Origin of the sequence: Streptomyces sp. NPDC047886 (genome assembly GCF_043204435.1) — a bacterium.
Taxonomy (GTDB): domain Bacteria; phylum Actinomycetota; class Actinomycetes; order Streptomycetales; family Streptomycetaceae; genus Streptomyces.
The window spans coordinates 1-17,147 of sequence record NZ_JBIDCF010000002.1; the positions used below are offsets into that span (position 1 = coordinate 1).

A 17,147-nucleotide genomic window follows, 5' to 3' on the forward strand; every position below is an offset into this window, starting at 1 on the left:
GAACGGACGCTTCCTTTGTACTCACCCGCAGAGACTCTCTGGGGCTTTCCTCCGGGCGCTTCCCTTCGGTGTTTCCAACCTTACCAGATCCTTTTTCCGTTCCGTTTCCGGTCGGATTCTGTTTCCGGTGGCCGTTGGAGGGCCTTTTGCCTTTCGGCTGATCCGACTTTATCAGAGGTTCTGAGCCGGATTTCCCGCCCCTTCCGGTGTCCCTGTTCACTGCCTGAGTGCATCGGGTTCCCGTCTGGCGGAGCCGTAAACGTACTGGAGCGGGGCGCCCCGATGCAAATCGAGGAGCCCCGCTCCGGACGCGAGCTGGTGGGGCGTCAGACCTCCACGACCACCGGCAGGATCATCGGGCGGCGGCGGTAGGTGTCGGAGACCCACTTGCCGACCGTGCGCCGGATCAGCTGCTGGAGCTGGTGCGGCTCGACGACTCCGTCCTGGGCGGACTTGTTCAGGGCTTCCTCGATCTTCGGGATGACCGCGTCGAACGCGTTGTCCTCGATTCCGGAGCCGCGTGCCTGGACGTGCGGGCCGCCGACGATCTTGCCGGTCGAGGCGTCGACCACGACGAACACCGAGATGATGCCCTCGTCGCCGAGGATGCGCCGGTCCTTGAGGGACATCTCCGTGACGTCGCCGACGGAGAGACCGTCGACGTAGACGTAGCCGGCCTGCACCTTGCCGACGATCTTGGCCTTGCCGTCGACCAGGTCCACGACCACGCCGTCCTCGGCGATGACGATGCGGTCCTTCGGGACACCCGTCAGCGCGCCGAGCTCCGCGTTGGCGCGCAGGTGGCGCCATTCGCCGTGCACCGGCATCAGGTTCTTCGGCCTGCAGATGTTGTAGAAGTACAGCAGCTCGCCGGCCGAGGCGTGGCCGGAGACGTGCACCTTGGCGTTGCCCTTGTGGATGACGTTGGCGCCCCAGCGGGTCAGGCCGTTGATCACGCGGTAGACCGCGTTCTCGTTGCCCGGGATCAGCGAGGACGCCAGGATCACCGTGTCGCCCTGGACGATGCGGATCTGGTGGTCCCGGTTGGCCATGCGGGACAGCGCCGCCATGGGCTCGCCCTGGGAACCCGTACACACGAGGACGACCTCGTGGTCCGGGAGGTCGTCGAGGGTCTTGACGTCGACCACGAGGCCGGCCGGAACCCGGAGGTAGCCGAGGTCGCGGGCGATGCCCATGTTGCGGACCATCGAGCGGCCGACGAAGGCGACCCTGCGGCCGTACTCGTGGGCGGCGTCGAGGATCTGCTGGATGCGGTGGACGTGGCTCGCGAAGCTGGCCACGATGATGCGGCGCTGGGCGTTGGCGAAGACCGACCGCATCACGTTCGAGATGTCGCGCTCGGGCGGGACGAAACCCGGCACCTCGGCGTTCGTGGAGTCGCTGAGCAGGAGGTCGATGCCCTCCTCGCTCAGCCGCGCGAAGGCGTGCAGGTCGGTGAGGCGGTTGTCCAGCGGCAGCTGGTCCATCTTGAAGTCGCCCGTGTGCACGACCATGCCCGCGGGGGTGCGGATGGCGACGGCCAGGGCGTCCGGGATGGAGTGGTTGACCGCGATGAACTCGCAGTCGAAGGCGCCGAGCTGCTCCCGCTGCCCCTCGGCGACTTCGAGGGTGTACGGGCGGATGCGGTGCTCCTGGAGCTTCGCCTCGATCAGGGCGAGGGTCAGCTTGGAGCCGATCAGCGGGATGTCCGGCTTCAGACGCAGGAGGTAGGGGACGCCACCGATGTGGTCCTCGTGCCCATGCGTGAGGACGATGCCCTCGATGTCGTCGAGGCGGTCCCGGAGGGTGGTGAAGTCCGGCAGGATGAGGTCGATTCCGGGCTGCTCCTCCTCGGGGAAGAGGACGCCGCAGTCGACGATCAGCAGTCGGCCGCCGTACTCGAAGACGGTCATGTTGCGGCCGATCTCACCGAGGCCGCCGAGCGGGGTGACGCGCAGTCCGCCCTGGGGCAGCTTCGGGGGCGATCCGAGTTCAGGATGCGGATGACTCAAAAGACTCTCCTCACCACACGCGCCACGTGCCGTGGGGCACGTGGCGCGCATGACATTCGTGCACTTGCTGTGGCTGTTGTTGATCTCTTGTTCAGTTGTTCGTCTATTCAGTTATGAAGTCTTTGGTCAGAGCTGTACCCCGCCGGCGGCGAGGTCGCTCCTGAGCTGAGCGGTCTCCGCCGGAGAGAGCTCCACGAGCGGCAGGCGCAGCGGTCCAGCGGGCAGGCCCTGGAGGGCGAGGGCGGCCTTGGTGGTGATCACGCCCTGTGTCCGGAACATGCCGGTGAAGACGGGAAGGAGCCGCTGGTGGATCTCCGTGGCCTTCTGGACGTCACCGTTGACGTGGGCGTCGAGGAGGGCGCGCAGCTCGGGGGTGACCACGTGGCCGACGACGGAGACGAAGCCGATGGCGCCGACGGAGAGCAGTGGGAGGTTGAGCATGTCGTCGCCGGAGTACCAGGCGAGGCCGGAGCGGGCGATGGCCCAGCTGGCGCGGCCGAGGTCGCCCTTGGCGTCCTTGTTGGCGACGATGCGCGGGTGCTCGGCGAGGCGGACGATGGTCTCGGTGTCGATGGGGACGCCGCTCCGGCCGGGGATGTCGTACAGCATCACGGGGAGTTCCGTGGCGTCGGCGATGGCCGTGAAGTGGCGGTACAGGCCCTCCTGCGGGGGCTTGTTGTAGTACGGGGTCACGGCGAGCAGGCCGTGTGCGCCGGCGCGCTCGGCGGCGCGGGCGAGCTCCAGCGTGTGGCGGGTGTCGTTGGTACCGATTCCGGCCACCACGTGGGCGCGGTCTCCGACCGCTTCCAGTACGGCTCGTACGAGCTGGTCTTTCTCCGCGTCGCTGGTGGTCGGGGACTCGCCGGTGGTGCCGTTGACGACCAGGCCGTCGTTGCCTGCGTCCACCAGATGGGCAGCGAGCCGCTGTGCGCCGTCGAGGTCGAGCGCGCCGTCGGCCGTGAAGGGCGTGACCATAGCGGTGAGGACCCGCCCGAAGGGGGTCTGCGGAGTGGAGATCGGAGCCATGGGTAACACGCTACTCGCTGCTCAGCGCGTGGGGTCCCCTCGGGGGACGTGATGTAAGTGGAGCCCGGCACTGCCTGCTCGGGGGTTCAAGCAGTGCCGGGTCCGTTTGATCAGCCTAGATGAACTTCTCGGAACGCCGCAATACGGACACTTCGGACAGCTGATCCGTACATCTGTACCGGGGTCGGCTACGGGGCGACACGGCCGTTCTTGTTGAACGCGGCGTACGTCAGCGGCATGAGCTTCGCCCACTCCGCCTCCATGAGTTCGCCCACCATCTCGATCTCCCGCTGCGGGAACGACGGCACCGCCGCCAGCTCGTGCTGGGTGCGCAGGCCGAGGAAGTGCATCAGCGAGCGCGCGTTGCACGTCGCGTACATGGACGAGAACAGGCCAACCGGGAGCACCGCACGGGCGACCTCGCGGGCGACTCCGGCCGCCAGCATCTCCTGGTACGCCTCGTACGCCTGGACGTAGGACGACTCCATCGTGCGGGTGACGAGGTCGTGCTGCTCCGCGCTGCCCTCCACGAAGACGTACTTCCCGGGGCGCCCCTCCTGGACCAGCTTGCGCGAGGTGCCGGGGACGTAGAAGACCGGCTGCAGCTCCCGGTAGCGGCCGGACTCCTCGTTGTACGACCAGCCCACGCGGTGCCGCATGAACTCGCGGAACACGAAGATCGGGGCGCTGATGAAGAAGGTCATCGAGTTGTGCTCGAAGGGGCTGCCGTGGCGGTCCCGCATCAGGTAGTTGATCAGCCCCTTGGACCGCTCAGGGTCCTTCTGCAGCTCTTCGAGCGACTGCTCACCGGCCGTCGAGACGCGCGCGGCCCACAGCACGTCCGAGTCCGCGGCGCTGTGCTTGACCAGCTCGACGGTCACATCGCTGCGGAAGCTGGGCTTGAGATCTTCGGCGGGGGTGTCGGTCACCGGCGGTCCTTCCAATTGCGTCGCACGGGGGCGGCGCCCACTCTACGGCCCGGCACCGACGCCGCAGGACACGGCGAGGGCGTGCGGACTTCTTTCACCAAGGCGCGGAATTCGGGCACCAAATCGCCGTCACCCGCGTCTGTACGGGTAGCAGCGTCCGATCACCCGTCACCCACCGAGGAGTGTTGCGTCATGTCCGGCCGGCGAGAGGCTGTCCCGTTCGCGTTCGTCGCCGAGGCGGACAGCTTCCGCAGTAACGTCACTCCTCCGGCACGGCAGCGTCCCAGCCTGTCGCAGGTCGCCGGTCGTACGCTGATCGGACTGACGGTGGTGGCCGGCCTGGTCGGCTCACTGCTGTTCGGAATGCCCGCCCTGGAGGCGGGGCCGTCGGCCGGGCAGACCCAGAAGTCCGAGGCCGCCGACGGTCGCTGACCCGTACGGACACCCCGTCCCGTACGGACACCCCCGTACGGACACCCTGGAGTGGCCGGTTCCCGAGGCGCTGGGTAGCCTCACCCGGCACAGCCCAACCGAGCGTGCGTGTGAGTGAGGATCAGTCGTGCCCTTGCCCTTTCTGACGGCCGACCGTGCTTTCGAGGCAGCGGGTGACGATGTCGCCCTGCCGTTCGAGGACCACGACCAGTGGCGCCGTCCCTATCGCCCGGGGCCGTGGCGCGTCGTCGTGGCGGCGACGGCTCTGCTGGTCGCCTCGTTCATGCTGCTGGCGACGCTGATCATCGCGATGGCCGGGGCCATGCCCGGCGCCGGGGTGTGCCTGGGAGCGGCCACGCTGGTGATCGTCATCGCGCTGCGGCTGCTGCGCGTGGGCACCTGGGTCAGCCGGCGCGGTGTGCGCCGCGTCGGGTTCCTGCGGACGACGACGCTCCCCTGGGAGCGGACGGCCGCCGTACGCACGGTGCAGCAGCCCGTGCGCTGGCTGGGGCTGCCGAGGACCGTGCAGGGGCAGGCGCTCGTCCTGGAGCGCCGCGGTGGCGGTGAGCCGCTGACGCTGCTCACCGACCACAACGCGGACTTCCTGTCCCGGGTCGAGGCGTTCGACCGCGCCGCCGACGTCGTCGAGGCGTGGAGCGCCGAGTACGCGCCCGCCTAGCAACCGCCTGGCCTCCGGCTCAGTCCTGGCCCGGACCGGGCCCGGGGGCTAGGACGCGACCGGGCGGTTGTCGTGCAGGGCGATGGCGCGTTGCATCGCCTTGCGGGCGCGCGGGGTGTCGCGCGCGTCGCGGTAGGCGACCGCGAGCCGGAACCAGCAGCGCCAGTCGTCCGGTGCGTCCTCGGTCTCCTCGCGGCGCCGGTTGAAGACCTCGTCGGCCGAGTCGCGGTCGATCCCGCCGTCCGGTGTCCGCCGCAGCTCGTCCACGGGCAGGCCGCCCTCCGCCTCCAGTTCGGCCGCCAGCCGGTTGGCCCTGGTGACGAACCGGGTGTTCATCCACAGGAACCAGACGCCGATGGCGGGCAGGACCAGCGCCGCCGCGCCGAGGACGACGGTGACGGCGGTGCCCTGCTGGATGAGCTTCACACCGCGGCCGCCGACCAGGACGAGCCAGACGACGAGGAACGCCGCCATCAGCAGATAGGTGATCTTCGCGCGCATGATGTCGGTCAGCCCAGGTCGAGGAAGTGTTCCAGGCCGAACGTGAGGCCGGGAGTCGTGATGACACGGCGGGCGCCGAGGAGGATGCCCGGCATGAAGCTGCTGTGGTGCAGCGAGTCGTGCCGGATCGTGAGCGTCTCGCCCTCCCCGCCGAGCAGTACCTCCTGATGGGCGAGGAGCCCCCGGAGGCGTACGGCGTGCACCGGGACGCCGTCGACGTCCGCGCCGCGCGCCCCGTCCAGGGCGGTGGCGGTGGCGTCGGGCTGCGGGGCGCAGCCGGCCTCCGCGCGGGCGGCGGCGATGAGCTGGGCGGTGCGGGTCGCGGTGCCGGAGGGGGCGTCGACCTTGTTGGGGTGGTGCAGCTCCACGACCTCGACCGACTCGAAGTACGGCGCGGCGATCTGCGCGAACTTCATGGTGAGGACCGCGCCGATGGAGAAGTTCGGGGCGATGAGGACGCCGGTCCCGGGTGCGCCGTCCAGCCAGGTGGTGAGCTGCGTGAGCCGGTCCTCCGTCCAGCCCGTCGTGCCGACGACCGCGTGGATGCCGTGCCGTACGCAGAAGTCGAGATTGCCCATCACCGAGGCGGGAGTGGTCAGCTCGACGGCGACCTGCGCACCGGTCTCGGCGAGGGTCTCCAGCTTGTCGCCCCGGCCGAGCGCGGCGACCAGTTCCATGTCGTCGGCGGCCTCGACGGCACGGACGGCTTCGGAGCCGATGCGTCCCCTGGCGCCGATCACCGCGACCCGCAGCTTGCTGCTCATGCTCGTACTTCCTTCGATTACGGATCCGTCCCCGCGGCCCACCGGGACGGCGGGCCGCGGGGAAAGGGTCTCAGGCCACCGCTTCGTGGAGCCGGTCCGCCTGCCTGTCCTTCAGCGGGCCGATCACCGACAGCGAGGGCCGCTGTCCGAGGAGCTCGGCGGCCACCTCCCGTACGTCGTCGGGGGTGACGGCCGCGATCCTGGCGAGCATGTCGTCGACCGACATCTGGTCGCCCCAGCACAGCTCGCTCTTGCCGATGCGGTTCATCAGGGCGCCGGTGTCCTCCAGGCCGAGGACGGTGGAGCCGGCGAGCTGGCCGATCGCGCGGCTGATCTCGTCGTCGGCCAGGCCGTCAGCGGCGACCCGGTCCAGTTCGTCGCGGCAGATCCGCAGGACGTCGTGGACCTGGCTGGGGCGGCAGCCCGCGTACACGCCGAACAGGCCGCAGTCGGCGAAGCCGGACGTGTACGAGTAGACGCTGTAGGCCAGGCCGCGCTTCTCCCTGACCTCCTGGAAGAGCCGCGAGGACATGCCGCCGCCGAGCGCCGTGTTCAGCACGCCGAGCGCCCAGCGGCGGTCGTCGGTGCGGGCGAGGCCGGGCATGCCGAGAACGACATGGGCCTGCTCGGTCTTCCGGCCCAGCATCTCGACCCGGCCCGCCGTCCGGATGACGCGGCTGCCGTCGCGGGGCGCGACGGGAACGGCGTCCGTACGCGTGAGGGCGCCGGCCTTCTCGAAGGCGCGGCGGACCAGGCGTACGACGGTGGCGTGGTCGATGTTGCCGGCGGCGGCGACGACCAGGTGCGTCGGGTCGTAGTGCTTCCTGTAGAAGCGGCGGATGCGGTCCGCGGAGAGGCCCTCGACGGTGTCGACGGTACCGAGGACCGGACGGCCGAGGGGGCTGTCGCCGAACATGGTCTTGGCGAACAGGTCGTGGACGACGTCCCCCGGGTCGTCCTCGGTCATCGCGATCTCCTCGAGGATCACGCCGCGCTCGGCGTCGACGTCCTCCTCCTGGATCAGCGAGCCGGTGAGCATGTCGCAGACCACGTCGATGGCGAGCGGCAGGTCGTTGTCGAGGACCCGCGCGTAGTAGCAGGTGTACTCCTTCGCCGTGAAGGCGTTCATCTCGCCGCCGACCGCGTCGATGGCGGAGGAGATGTCGAGGGCGCTGCGCTGCCGCGTGCCCTTGAACAGGAGGTGCTCCAGGTAGTGGGTGGCGCCGTTCAGGGCGGGCGTCTCGTCACGCGAGCCGACGTGCGCCCAGATGCCGAAGGTCGCGGAGCGTACGGAGGGCAGGGTCTCGGTGACGATGCGCAGCCCACCGGGCAGGGTGGTGCGGCGGACGGTGCCGATGCCGTCCTTGCCCTTCAGAAGCGTTTGGGTACGGGCGACGGCCCGCGCCTCCGAAGAGGTGCGGGCCGTCGTCCTGGAACTACGGGACGTCACTGGTCGGTGTCGTCCTTGTCGCCCTCGGAGGCGTCCTCGTCCGCGATCACGGGGATCAGGGAGAGCTTGCCGCGCTGGTCGATCTCGGCGATCTCGACCTGGACCTTGGAGCCGACCGCGAGCACGTCCTCGACGTTCTCCACGCGCTTGCCACCGGCGAGCTTGCGGATCTGCGAGATGTGCAGCAGGCCGTCCTTGCCCGGGAGCAGGGACACGAACGCACCGAAGGTGGTGGTCTTGACGACCGTGCCCAGGTAGCGCTCGCCGACCTCCGGCATGGTCGGGTTGGCGATGCCGTTGATCGTCGTACGGGCGGCCTCGGCGGCCGGGCCGTCGGCGGCACCGATGTAGATGGTGCCGTCGTCCTCGATGGTGATCTCGGCGCCGGTGTCCTCCTGGATCTGGTTGATCATCTTGCCCTTGGGGCCGATGACCTCACCGATCTTGTCCACCGGGATCTTGACGGTGATGATCCGCGGGGCGTTCGGGGACATCTCGTCCGGACGGTCGATCGCCTCCATCATCACGTCGAGGATGTGCAGACGGGCGTCGCGGGCCTGCTTGAGGGCCGCCGCCAGGACGGAGGCCGGGATGCCGTCCAGCTTGGTGTCGAGCTGGAGGGCGGTGACGAACTCCTTCGTACCGGCGACCTTGAAGTCCATGTCGCCGAACGCGTCCTCCGCACCGAGGATGTCGGTGAGGGCGACGTAGTGCGTCTCGCCGTCGATCTCCTGCGAGATCAGGCCCATGGCGATACCGGCGACCGGGGCCTTCAGCGGCACACCGGCGTTCAGCAGCGACATGGTGGAGGCGCAGACCGAACCCATGGACGTCGAGCCGTTGGAGCCGAGGGCCTCGGACACCTGGCGGATCGCGTACGGGAACTCCTCGCGCGTCGGCAGCACCGGCACGAGCGCGCGCTCGGCGAGGGCGCCGTGGCCGATCTCGCGGCGCTTCGGCGAACCGACGCGGCCGGTCTCACCGACGGAGTACGGCGGGAAGTTGTAGTTGTGCATGTACCGCTTGCGGGTCACCGGCGAGAGGGTGTCCAGCTGCTGCTCCATACGGAGCATGTTGAGGGTGGTGACGCCCAGGATCTGGGTCTCGCCACGCTCGAACAGCGCGGAACCGTGCACGCGCGGGATGGCCTCGACCTCGGCGGCGAGCGTACGGATGTCCGTGATGCCACGGCCGTCGATGCGCACCTTGTCCTTGATGATGCGCTCGCGGACCAGCTTCTTGGTCAGCGCGCGGTACGCGCCCGCGATCTCCTTCTCGCGGCCCTCGAAGGCCGGGAGCAGCTTCTCGGCGGCGAGGTCCTTGATGCGGTCGAGCTCGGTCTCGCGCTCCTGCTTGCCGGCGATGGTGAGCGCCTGGGCGAGCTCCGTCTTGACGGCGGCGGTGAGCGCCTCCAGGACGTCGTCCTGGTAGTCGAGGAAGACCGGGAACTCGCCGACCGGCTTGGCGGCCTTCGCTGCGAGGTCCGACTGCGCCTTGCACAGGACCTTGATGAACGGCTTCGCGGCTTCGAGACCGGCGGCCACGATCTCCTCGGTCGGCGCCTCGGCGCCGCCCTTGACGAGCTCGATGGTCTTCTCGGTGGCCTCGGCCTCGACCATCATGATCGCGACGTCGCCGTCCTCCAGGACGCGACCCGCGACGACCATGTCGAAGACGGCGTCCTCGAGCTCGGTGTGCGTCGGGAAGGCGACCCACTGGCCCTTGATCAGCGCGACACGGGTGCCGCCGATCGGGCCGGAGAAGGGCAGGCCGGCCAGCTGCGTGGAGCAGGAGGCGGCGTTGATCGCGACCACGTCGTACAGGTGGTCGGGGTTGAGCGCCATGATCGTCTCGACGATCTGGATCTCGTTGCGCAGGCCCTTCTTGAAGGAGGGGCGCAGCGGCCTGTCGATCAGGCGGCAGGTGAGGATCGCGTCCTCGGAGGGCCGGCCCTCGCGGCGGAAGAAGGAGCCGGGGATCTTGCCGGCCGCGTACATCCGCTCCTCGACGTCCACCGTGAGGGGGAAGAAGTCGAGCTGGTCCTTGGGCTTCTTGGAAGCGGTGGTGGCCGACAGCACCATGGTGTCGTCGTCCAGGTACGCCACGGCGGAACCGGCGGCCTGCTTGGCCAGGCGGCCCGTCTCGAAGCGGATGGTGCGGGTGCCGAAGGAGCCGTTGTCGATGACGGCCTCGGCGTAGTGGGTCTCGTTCTCCACCAGTGTCTTCTCCGTTTACTTTGTCGTCTTTTCGTCCCCGTGCGCCCGTGTGGCGGGGGACGTGGGGTGGAGAGACACGCCTTGTCTGCGGGCCGGTCTTCGATCGAAGCACCCGGGTGCGCCCTGGGTGTCCGCCCGGTGGGCGGCGTTCCCTGGGGCCCGGGGGCCACTACCGAGGACCGGCGACGGCGAGGGCGGTCTCTCTCCTGTGCGCCATCTTCGCGTGAGGTCCGCGTCATGGCGTCGTGGTCGTGGTGTTTCGTTATGGCGTTGTGCGACCAGATTACTGAGCCCGGGCCCGGGATCGCATTCCGATCATCGTGCGGAGGGGGTGGCCGGGGGCCGGCCCGTCCGCGTATACGGCGAAGGGAGCGGTTCCCGGATCCTGGGAACCGCTCCCTTCACAGCGTCTTACTTCGCGCCGCCGGCCGCACCGCGGCGGATGCCGAGGCGGTCGACCAGCGTACGGAAGCGCTGGATGTCCTTCTTGGCCAGGTACTGCAGGAGGCGGCGACGCTGGCCGACCAGGATCAGCAGACCACGACGGGAGTGGTGGTCGTGCTTGTGGGTCTTGAGGTGCTCGGTCAGGTCCGAGATGCGACGGGAGAGCATCGCGACCTGGACCTCGGGGGAGCCGGTGTCGCCCTCCTTGGTGCCGAACTCGGCCATGATCTGCTTCTTCGTAGCGGCGTCGAGAGACACTCGGTACTCCTCTTGGTGTTCGATGCGCCCGCGAGTGCCCCTGGTCTGTGTCTCAGGGGAGCTTCCGTGACTCGGAGGCGAAGGCACGATGAGCGCTGGACTCCAGAGTCGTGGAGACTCCGGTGATCGCGTACACAAACGGCCGTCACACAGCGTACCAGCCGGGGCAGGCGCTGCGGGCCGGGCCCGGAACGCCCCCGCCTGCGGGGCCCGGGGCGGTCGCGGTCGGTCCGGCCCTGGGCGTCGCGGTCGGTCCGGACCCTGGGCGTCGCGGTCGGTCCGGACCCTGGGCGTCGCGGCGCCCCCGGTCGGCCGGCCCCGGCGGCACCCGCTCGCGCCCCTGGTCAGCTGGTGAGGGACCGGGCGGCGTCGAAGACGTCCAGTACGGCGAGGCAGAGCGGCACCAGGGAGAGCAGGACGGCCCCCTCGGTGATGTCCAGGAGACGGCCCCAGAAGGGCGAGAGCCCCTTCTTCGGGATGATCAGCCCGATCGCGGTGATCAGTGCCGCGCCCGCCGCGACGCTCGCGGTGAGCCAGATCGTACGGATGTCGAGACCGCCGTGGTCGCCGTACAGCAGCAGTTCGCGGACCAGGTCGGCGGGCGGGTTCAGGGACAGGCCGAGGATCAGCAGCGCGATCGCGCCGATGCCCGCCACCAGGGCGCAGGCCACCTGCGAGGTGTAACGGAACAGCCGGGCGCGCAGCAGCATCGCGAGCCCCGCCGCGAGGGCGAGGAGCTGGCCCCACATGTTGCCCGCGAACCCGAGCACGGCCGCCGAGCCGACGACGACGGCCGCGCATCCGCCGACGAGACCGAGCAGCATCTCGTGGCCGCGCCGCGCCTGGAGGGCGATGCGCTCCGCGTCGACGGGCTGGGCCTCAGGTGCCGTCCCGTCCGGGTCGGTGTCGAAGTCGCCGGTGGCGCTGCGGGGCGCGGCGTATCCGATGGGGAGCCGGGCGAAGCGGGCGGAGAGCCCCGGGAGGAAGGCGACCAGGCCGATGGCGACCGGGGCGCAGACGGCCGCGGTGCCGGTGGCGGACGCCTCGGTGAGTATCGCCGCGAACGTGGCCAGGGTGCCGGTCACCGCGAGGAACGTGGCGGCGACGAAGGGGGCGTCGCCGCTGGGGGTGAGCGCGACGAGGGCGACGGACGCGACCAGCACGGTCACGCAGCCGAGCAGGAACTGCAGCCGGCCGGGCCCCTGGCCGGCGTCCGGGCCGATGATGCCGGAGCCCGCGATGAGGAGCAGCGGCAGCGCGCCCAGGCCGAGCGCGACGGCACTGGCCCGGTCGCCGTATACCCGGGCCCGTACGCCCGCGAACGCGGTGAGCAGGACGCCGACGGCGCCCGCGATGATGCCGGGCAGTCCGTGCATGTCGTGGCGGACGGGGTCGGCGTACCAGAGGACGAAGCCCATCAGGACGAGCAGCAGGACACCGCCGACGAGGCCGGCGCCGCGCAGCAGGTCGTCGCTCCACAGGTGGCGGTCGCGGGTGACGGCGGAGGCGACGGCGTCGGAGACGTCGTCGAAGACGGCGGGCGGCAGGGACTCGGCGAAGGGGCGCAGGGAGAGCAGTTCGCCGTCGAGTACCTGCTGCGCGGCGAGGCTGCGGGCACCGTCGAGGACGGTGCCGTCACGGCGGACGAGGTGGTAGCCGGTGGGGGCGCCGGCCGCCTGGGTCTGGCCGGTGAGCCGCAGGATCTCCGGGTAGACGTCGGCGACGGCGATGTCCTCGGGGAGTGCGACATCGATACGGCTGTCCGGCGCCACGACGGTGACGCGGCAGAAGCCGGTCGCTGCGGTCGTACTCACGTGTCTGGACCCCCTGGATTCCCTGACTGGTTTTCCCTGATTCGCGGTTGCGCACGCCGCGCGCGCCACCCTACCGGGACGTGGCGGGACGGCCTGCAAGTAGGATCACCGTCGCGCGGAGGTCCGTTGGCGACGCCGCGGCCGGGCTGTCGGCCTCGGTGCCGCACCGGACCTCGGCGCCCGCGTGGACGTCACGCGGACGCGGCGGACCGTCGCGGACGCGGCGGGCTCGCACGGCCGCGGGCCGCGCGGAGGTGTCGCGGGGGGCCTCATGAGGTGCTGCGCGGGGCTTCCCGGCGGCCGTTCGCGGCGGCCTCCGGCGGATGCGGTGAACGTTCCGTGGACGCGGGGGACTTGCGCGGGCGCGGGCTCCGACGTGAGGGCGCGCCGGTGTCCGCCGGGCGGCCGACGCCCGCGTACCGAGCGGTCGTCCGCCCGCACACGCAACGGCCGTCCGCCCGTGGGACGTCCGGGTCGTCCGCCCGTGGACGTCCGCCAGCCGAACCTGTCGCGGGGGCGCCGGTACGGAATCTGCCGACCGTCTTCCGTCCGTATCGAGGGAATGATGCTCCGGTGAGCCAGATCGTCGTCAAGCGACCGCCGAGGTCTCTTCCGCCGGAAGTCCCCACGGAGGAGCTGAAGCTGGAGTCCCCTCCCGAACTGCCGCGCGGGCAGCAGGAGGGCATGCTGATGCAGGTCCTCCCGATGCTCGGCATGGGGTCGTCCGTCGTCTTCTTCTTCATGCCGGGCGCCCATCCGTTCATGCGGATCATGGGCATCCTGATGCTGGTGTCGACCCTCGCGATGGTCATCGCACAGGTCGTCCGGTACCGGAAGGGTACGCAGGGGCAAATAGCCGACGTTCGGCGCGACTACCTCAAATACCTCGCCCAGACGCGTCGTACGGTCCGCCGCACGGCCCGCGCCCAGCGCGACGCCCAGCTCTATCTGCACCCATCCCCCGAACAGCTGTGGTCGGTGGTGGCCGAGGGCTCGCGGGTCTGGGAACGCCGCGTCGGCGACAAGGACTTCGGGCAGATACGGGTCGGGCTCGGCGCCCAGCAGCTGTCGACGCCCCTCGTCGCGCCCGACACGGCACCGGTCGACGAGCTGGAGCCGCTCTGCGCCGGTGCGATGCAGCAGTTCCTGGCCGTGCACGGCTCGCTTGACGGGCTGCCGATGGCCGTGTCGATGCGGGCGTTCTACCACGTGACCGTGTCCGGCGACCCGGAGTCGGCGCGTGGCACCGCGCGGGCGCTCGTCGCCCAGCTGAGCACCCTGCACTCCCCCGAGGACCTGATGGTCGCGGTGGTCGCCGCGCCCGGCGCCGTACCGCGCTGGGACTGGACGAAGTGGCTGCCGCACACCCAGGTGGCCGGGCAGATCGACGGCGCCGGCACGAAACGGCTGTTCGGCGACGACCTCGGCGAGCTGGAGCAGTTGCTGCGGCCCCGCCTGGAGGGGCGTCCCCGGTTCGGCCGGGACAGCCAGCCGGTGCTGGACCAGCCGCACGTCGTGGTCGTCCTGGACGGCGGGATGGTGCCGCCGGACTCGCTGTTCGCGGCGCCCGAGGGCATCCAGGGCGTCACCATCATCGAGGTGGTGCCCGGCGAGCTGGACGAGCCGCGCGGTGGCCTTTCGGTGGTCGTACGGCCGGGCCGGCTGCGACTGGAGTCGGGCACGGGCTACGCGTACGAGGGCGCGCCGGACACCATGTCGATGGAGGCCGCCGAGGCGCTGGCCCGGCAGCTGGCCCCGCTGCGCATGGGCGGGGGCGACGACGACGAGCCGCTGCTGGCGAACCTGGACTTCACCGACCTGCTGAACCTGGGCGACGCGGCCGGGGTGGACGTGGCCCGGACGTGGCGGCCCCGGTCGGTCGCGGAGCGGCTGCGCGTGCCGATCGGTGTCGGCGAGGACGGCTCGCCCGTGATGCTGGACCTGAAGGAGGCCGCGCAGGAGGGCATGGGCCCGCACGGGCTGTGCGTGGGCGCGACCGGTTCCGGCAAGTCGGAGCTGCTGCGGACGCTGGTGCTCGGCCTCGCGGTCACCCACTCGTCCGAGACGCTGAACTTCGTCCTCGCGGACTTCAAGGGCGGCGCCACGTTCGCGGGCATGTCGCAGATGCCGCACGTCGCGGCCGTGATCACGAACCTCGCCGACGACCTGACGCTGGTGGACCGGATGGGCGACGCGATCCGCGGCGAACTCCAGCGGCGCCAGGAGCTGCTGCGCTCGGCCGGCAACTACGCCAACATCCACGACTACGAGAAGGCGCGGGCGGCGGGCGCGCCCCTCGAACCGCTGGCCTCGCTCGTCCTCGTCATCGACGAGTTCTCCGAACTCCTCACCGCGAAGCCGGACTTCATCGACATGTTCATCCAGATCGGCCGCATCGGCCGGTCGCTGGGTGTGCATCTGCTGCTCGCGTCGCAGCGCCTGGAAGAGGGCAAGCTGCGCGGCCTTGACACGTACCTGTCCTACCGGATCGGTCTGCGGACGTTCTCGGCCGCCGAGTCCCGTACGGCGCTCGGCGTGCCCGACGCGTACCACCTGCCGTCCGTGCCCGGCTCCGGCTACCTCAAGTTCGGTACGGACGAGATGGTCCGGTTCAAGGCGGCGTACGTCTCCGGTACGTACCGCACGGGCGGTCCGCAGCTGTCGGCCGGGCAGCTCCCGGTCGAGCGGCGCCCCGCCGTGTTCACGGCGACGCCGGTGCCGGTCGTGTACGCGGCACCCGATCCGGCGCAGCTCGCCGCCTCACGCGCCGCCGAGGAGGAGGACGAGGCCCTCGCGGACACGGTGCTCGATGTGATCGTGCGCCGGCTGGAGGGGCAGGGCGTGCCCGCGCACCAGGTGTGGCTGCCGCCGCTGGACCGGGCGCCTTCGCTGGACCAGCTGCTGCCGGGGCTCGCGCCGACGGCGGAGCGGGGGCTGACGGCGACCGAGTACACGCGTCCCGGCGGTCTGACCGTGCCGCTCGGTCTCATCGACAAGCCGTTCGAGCAGCGGCGTGAGGTGCTGTACCGGGACTTCTCGGGCGCGGCGGGCCACATGATGGTGGTGGGCGGTCCGCAGTCCGGCAAGTCGACGCTGATGCGGACGCTGATCTCGTCGTTCGCGCTCACGCACACCCCGCACGAGGTGCAGTTCTACGCACTGGACTTCGGCGGTGGCGGTCTGTCGGCGCTCGCCGACCTGCCGCACGTGGGCGGGGTCGCGTCCCGGCTGGACCCGGAGCGGGTACGCCGGACGGTCGCCGAGGTCATGGGCGTACTGAACCGGCGTGAGGAGTTCTTCCGCTCCCACGGCGTCGACTCGATCGCCACGTACCGGCGCAAGCGCGCGGCCGGCGACCTGCCCGGCGAGGCGTGGGGCGATGTGTTCCTGGTGGTCGACGGCTGGGGCACGTTCCGCAACGACTACGAGGGCCTGGAGTCGATGGTCACCGACATCGCCGCGCGCGGTCTCGGCTACGGCGTCCACGTGGTGATCACCGCGGCCCGGTACATGGAGATCCGCGCCGCCATCAAGGACCTGATGCTGAACCGGCTGGAACTGCGGCTCGGAGACGTCATGGACTCCGAGTTCGACCGGAAGGTCGCCGCGAACGTCCCGACGGGCGTACCCGGGCGCGGCCAGGTCCCGGAGAAGCTGCACTTCATGGGCGCGCTGCCGAGGATCGACGGCTCCAGCGAGGCGTCGGACCTGTCCGACGGCACGGCCGCCTTCGTGCAGGCCGTACGCGGCAGCTGGTCCGGGCCCGCCGCGCCCGGGGTGCGGCTGCTGCCGCGCGACCTGTCGGCGGACCGGCTGCCGAAGGGGTTCGAGTTCCCGCAGCACGGCATCGCGATCGGCATCGACGAGACGAACCTGGAGCCGGTGTTCGTCGACTTCGAGACCGATCCGTTCTTCCTGGTGTTCGGTGAGAGCGAGTCCGGCAAGACGAACCTGCTGCGGCTCATCGCGCAGCGGATCGCCGAGCGGTACAGCCCCGACGAGGCGAAGCTCGTCGTCGGCGACTACCGGCGTGCGCTGCTGGGCGCGCTGCCCGAAAGCCATCTGCTGGAGTACGCGCCGATGGCGAGCGCCATGCAGATGCACATGGAGGCGCTGTCCGGCGTGTTCGCGCGGCGCCAGCCGCCGACCGACGTCACCCCGCAGCAGCTGCGGGACCGCAGCTGGTGGTCGGGCCCGCAGGTGTTCATCATCGTGGACGACTACGACCTGGTCGCCACGAGCTCGGGCAACCCACTGGCGCCGCTCGCCGAGTACCTGCCGTTCGCCCGTGACACGGGCGTGCGCTTCATCATCGCCCGTAACACGGCGGGCGCGTCCCGGTCGATGTACGAGGCGTTCATGCAGCGCATCAAGGAACTGGGCGCCCAGGGCGTGGTCCTGTCCGGCGACCCGCAGGAGGGCGACCTCATCGGCAACGTCCGCCCCCGCCCGATGCCGGCGGGCCGCGGCTACTTCGCGTCCCGCAAGGGCGGGGTGTCGCTGGTGCAGCTGGGACGCACGCCGGAGATGTGACGGAAGCCACGGGCGGGGTGGCTGGGCCCGCCCCGCCCGACGCACCTTCAATTGACGACAGACGTCCGCCCCAGGTCCTGGCCGGGGCG

Annotated in this window: 12 protein-coding genes and 1 pseudogene; 3 read left to right on the forward strand and 10 right to left on the reverse strand. The window is 70.6% G+C overall.

Annotated features, from left to right (window positions below; all coding sequences use genetic code 11):
• From ACGF5U_RS05800 to thyX, 4 genes and pseudogenes are all read right to left on the reverse strand, one after another.
• Window positions 1–220, reverse strand: a pseudogene (locus ACGF5U_RS05800) (hypothetical protein); the annotation flags it as partial.
• Between the two features lie 106 nt (window positions 221–326).
• Window positions 327–2,012 carry a ribonuclease J gene (locus ACGF5U_RS05805; RefSeq protein WP_392710688.1) on the reverse strand — a complete coding sequence of 562 codons (1,686 nt, stop codon included), beginning with the start codon at window positions 2,010–2,012 and terminating at the stop codon, window positions 327–329.
• A 126-nt stretch (window positions 2,013–2,138) separates the two neighbouring features.
• A complete protein-coding gene (gene dapA, locus ACGF5U_RS05810) occupies window positions 2,139–3,038 on the reverse strand; it encodes a 4-hydroxy-tetrahydrodipicolinate synthase (protein WP_392710690.1) in 900 nt (299 codons plus the stop codon).
• A gap of 188 nt (window positions 3,039–3,226) precedes the next feature.
• Complete coding sequence (gene thyX / locus ACGF5U_RS05815) at window positions 3,227–3,967, reverse strand: FAD-dependent thymidylate synthase (protein ID WP_392710691.1); 741 nt, start codon at window positions 3,965–3,967, stop codon at window positions 3,227–3,229.
• Between the two features lie 192 nt (window positions 3,968–4,159).
• Here thyX and ACGF5U_RS05820 point away from each other — a divergent pair, with 192 nt between their 5' ends.
• Together ACGF5U_RS05820 and ACGF5U_RS05825 are read left to right on the forward strand one after the other, a co-directional pair.
• Window positions 4,160–4,399 (forward strand): hypothetical protein, encoded by a 240-nt coding sequence (locus ACGF5U_RS05820; protein WP_392710693.1) that lies wholly within the window; start codon window positions 4,160–4,162, stop codon window positions 4,397–4,399.
• A gap of 127 nt (window positions 4,400–4,526) precedes the next feature.
• On the forward strand, window positions 4,527–5,078 hold the full coding sequence (locus tag ACGF5U_RS05825) for a hypothetical protein (RefSeq protein WP_392710694.1): 552 nt from the start codon (window positions 4,527–4,529) through the stop codon (window positions 5,076–5,078).
• 48 nt (window positions 5,079–5,126) lie between these two features.
• On the opposite strand, the gene ACGF5U_RS05830 is transcribed toward ACGF5U_RS05825, so the two are convergent.
• The 6 genes from ACGF5U_RS05830 to eccD form a co-directional block, all read right to left on the reverse strand.
• Window positions 5,127–5,579, reverse strand: coding sequence for a hypothetical protein (locus ACGF5U_RS05830; RefSeq protein WP_392710695.1), 453 nt, complete (start codon window positions 5,577–5,579; stop codon window positions 5,127–5,129).
• Window positions 5,580–5,587: 8 nt separating this feature from the next.
• Window positions 5,588–6,343, reverse strand: coding sequence for a 4-hydroxy-tetrahydrodipicolinate reductase (gene dapB, locus ACGF5U_RS05835; protein ID WP_392710696.1), 756 nt, complete (start codon window positions 6,341–6,343; stop codon window positions 5,588–5,590).
• Between the two features lie 70 nt (window positions 6,344–6,413).
• Window positions 6,414–7,793 (reverse strand): M16 family metallopeptidase, encoded by a 1,380-nt coding sequence (locus ACGF5U_RS05840; RefSeq protein WP_392710697.1) that lies wholly within the window; start codon window positions 7,791–7,793, stop codon window positions 6,414–6,416.
• Entirely contained in the window at window positions 7,790–10,009 is a 2,220-nt protein-coding gene (locus ACGF5U_RS05845; RefSeq protein ID WP_392710699.1) for a polyribonucleotide nucleotidyltransferase, read from the reverse strand. Before ACGF5U_RS05845 ends, ACGF5U_RS05840 begins: the two co-directional genes overlap by 4 nt.
• A 411-nt stretch (window positions 10,010–10,420) precedes the next feature.
• A complete protein-coding gene (rpsO, locus tag ACGF5U_RS05850) occupies window positions 10,421–10,711 on the reverse strand; it encodes a 30S ribosomal protein S15 (protein WP_006346214.1) in 291 nt (96 codons plus the stop codon).
• Window positions 10,712–11,055: 344 nt separating this feature from the next.
• Complete coding sequence (gene eccD, locus ACGF5U_RS05855; RefSeq protein ID WP_392710700.1) at window positions 11,056–12,525, reverse strand: type VII secretion integral membrane protein EccD; 1,470 nt, start codon at window positions 12,523–12,525, stop codon at window positions 11,056–11,058.
• Between the two features lie 573 nt (window positions 12,526–13,098).
• Here eccD and eccCa point away from each other — a divergent pair.
• Entirely contained in the window at window positions 13,099–17,058 is a 3,960-nt protein-coding gene (gene eccCa, locus ACGF5U_RS05860) for a type VII secretion protein EccCa (RefSeq protein WP_392710701.1), read from the forward strand.
• The last annotated feature ends 89 nt before the right edge of the window (window positions 17,059–17,147 follow it).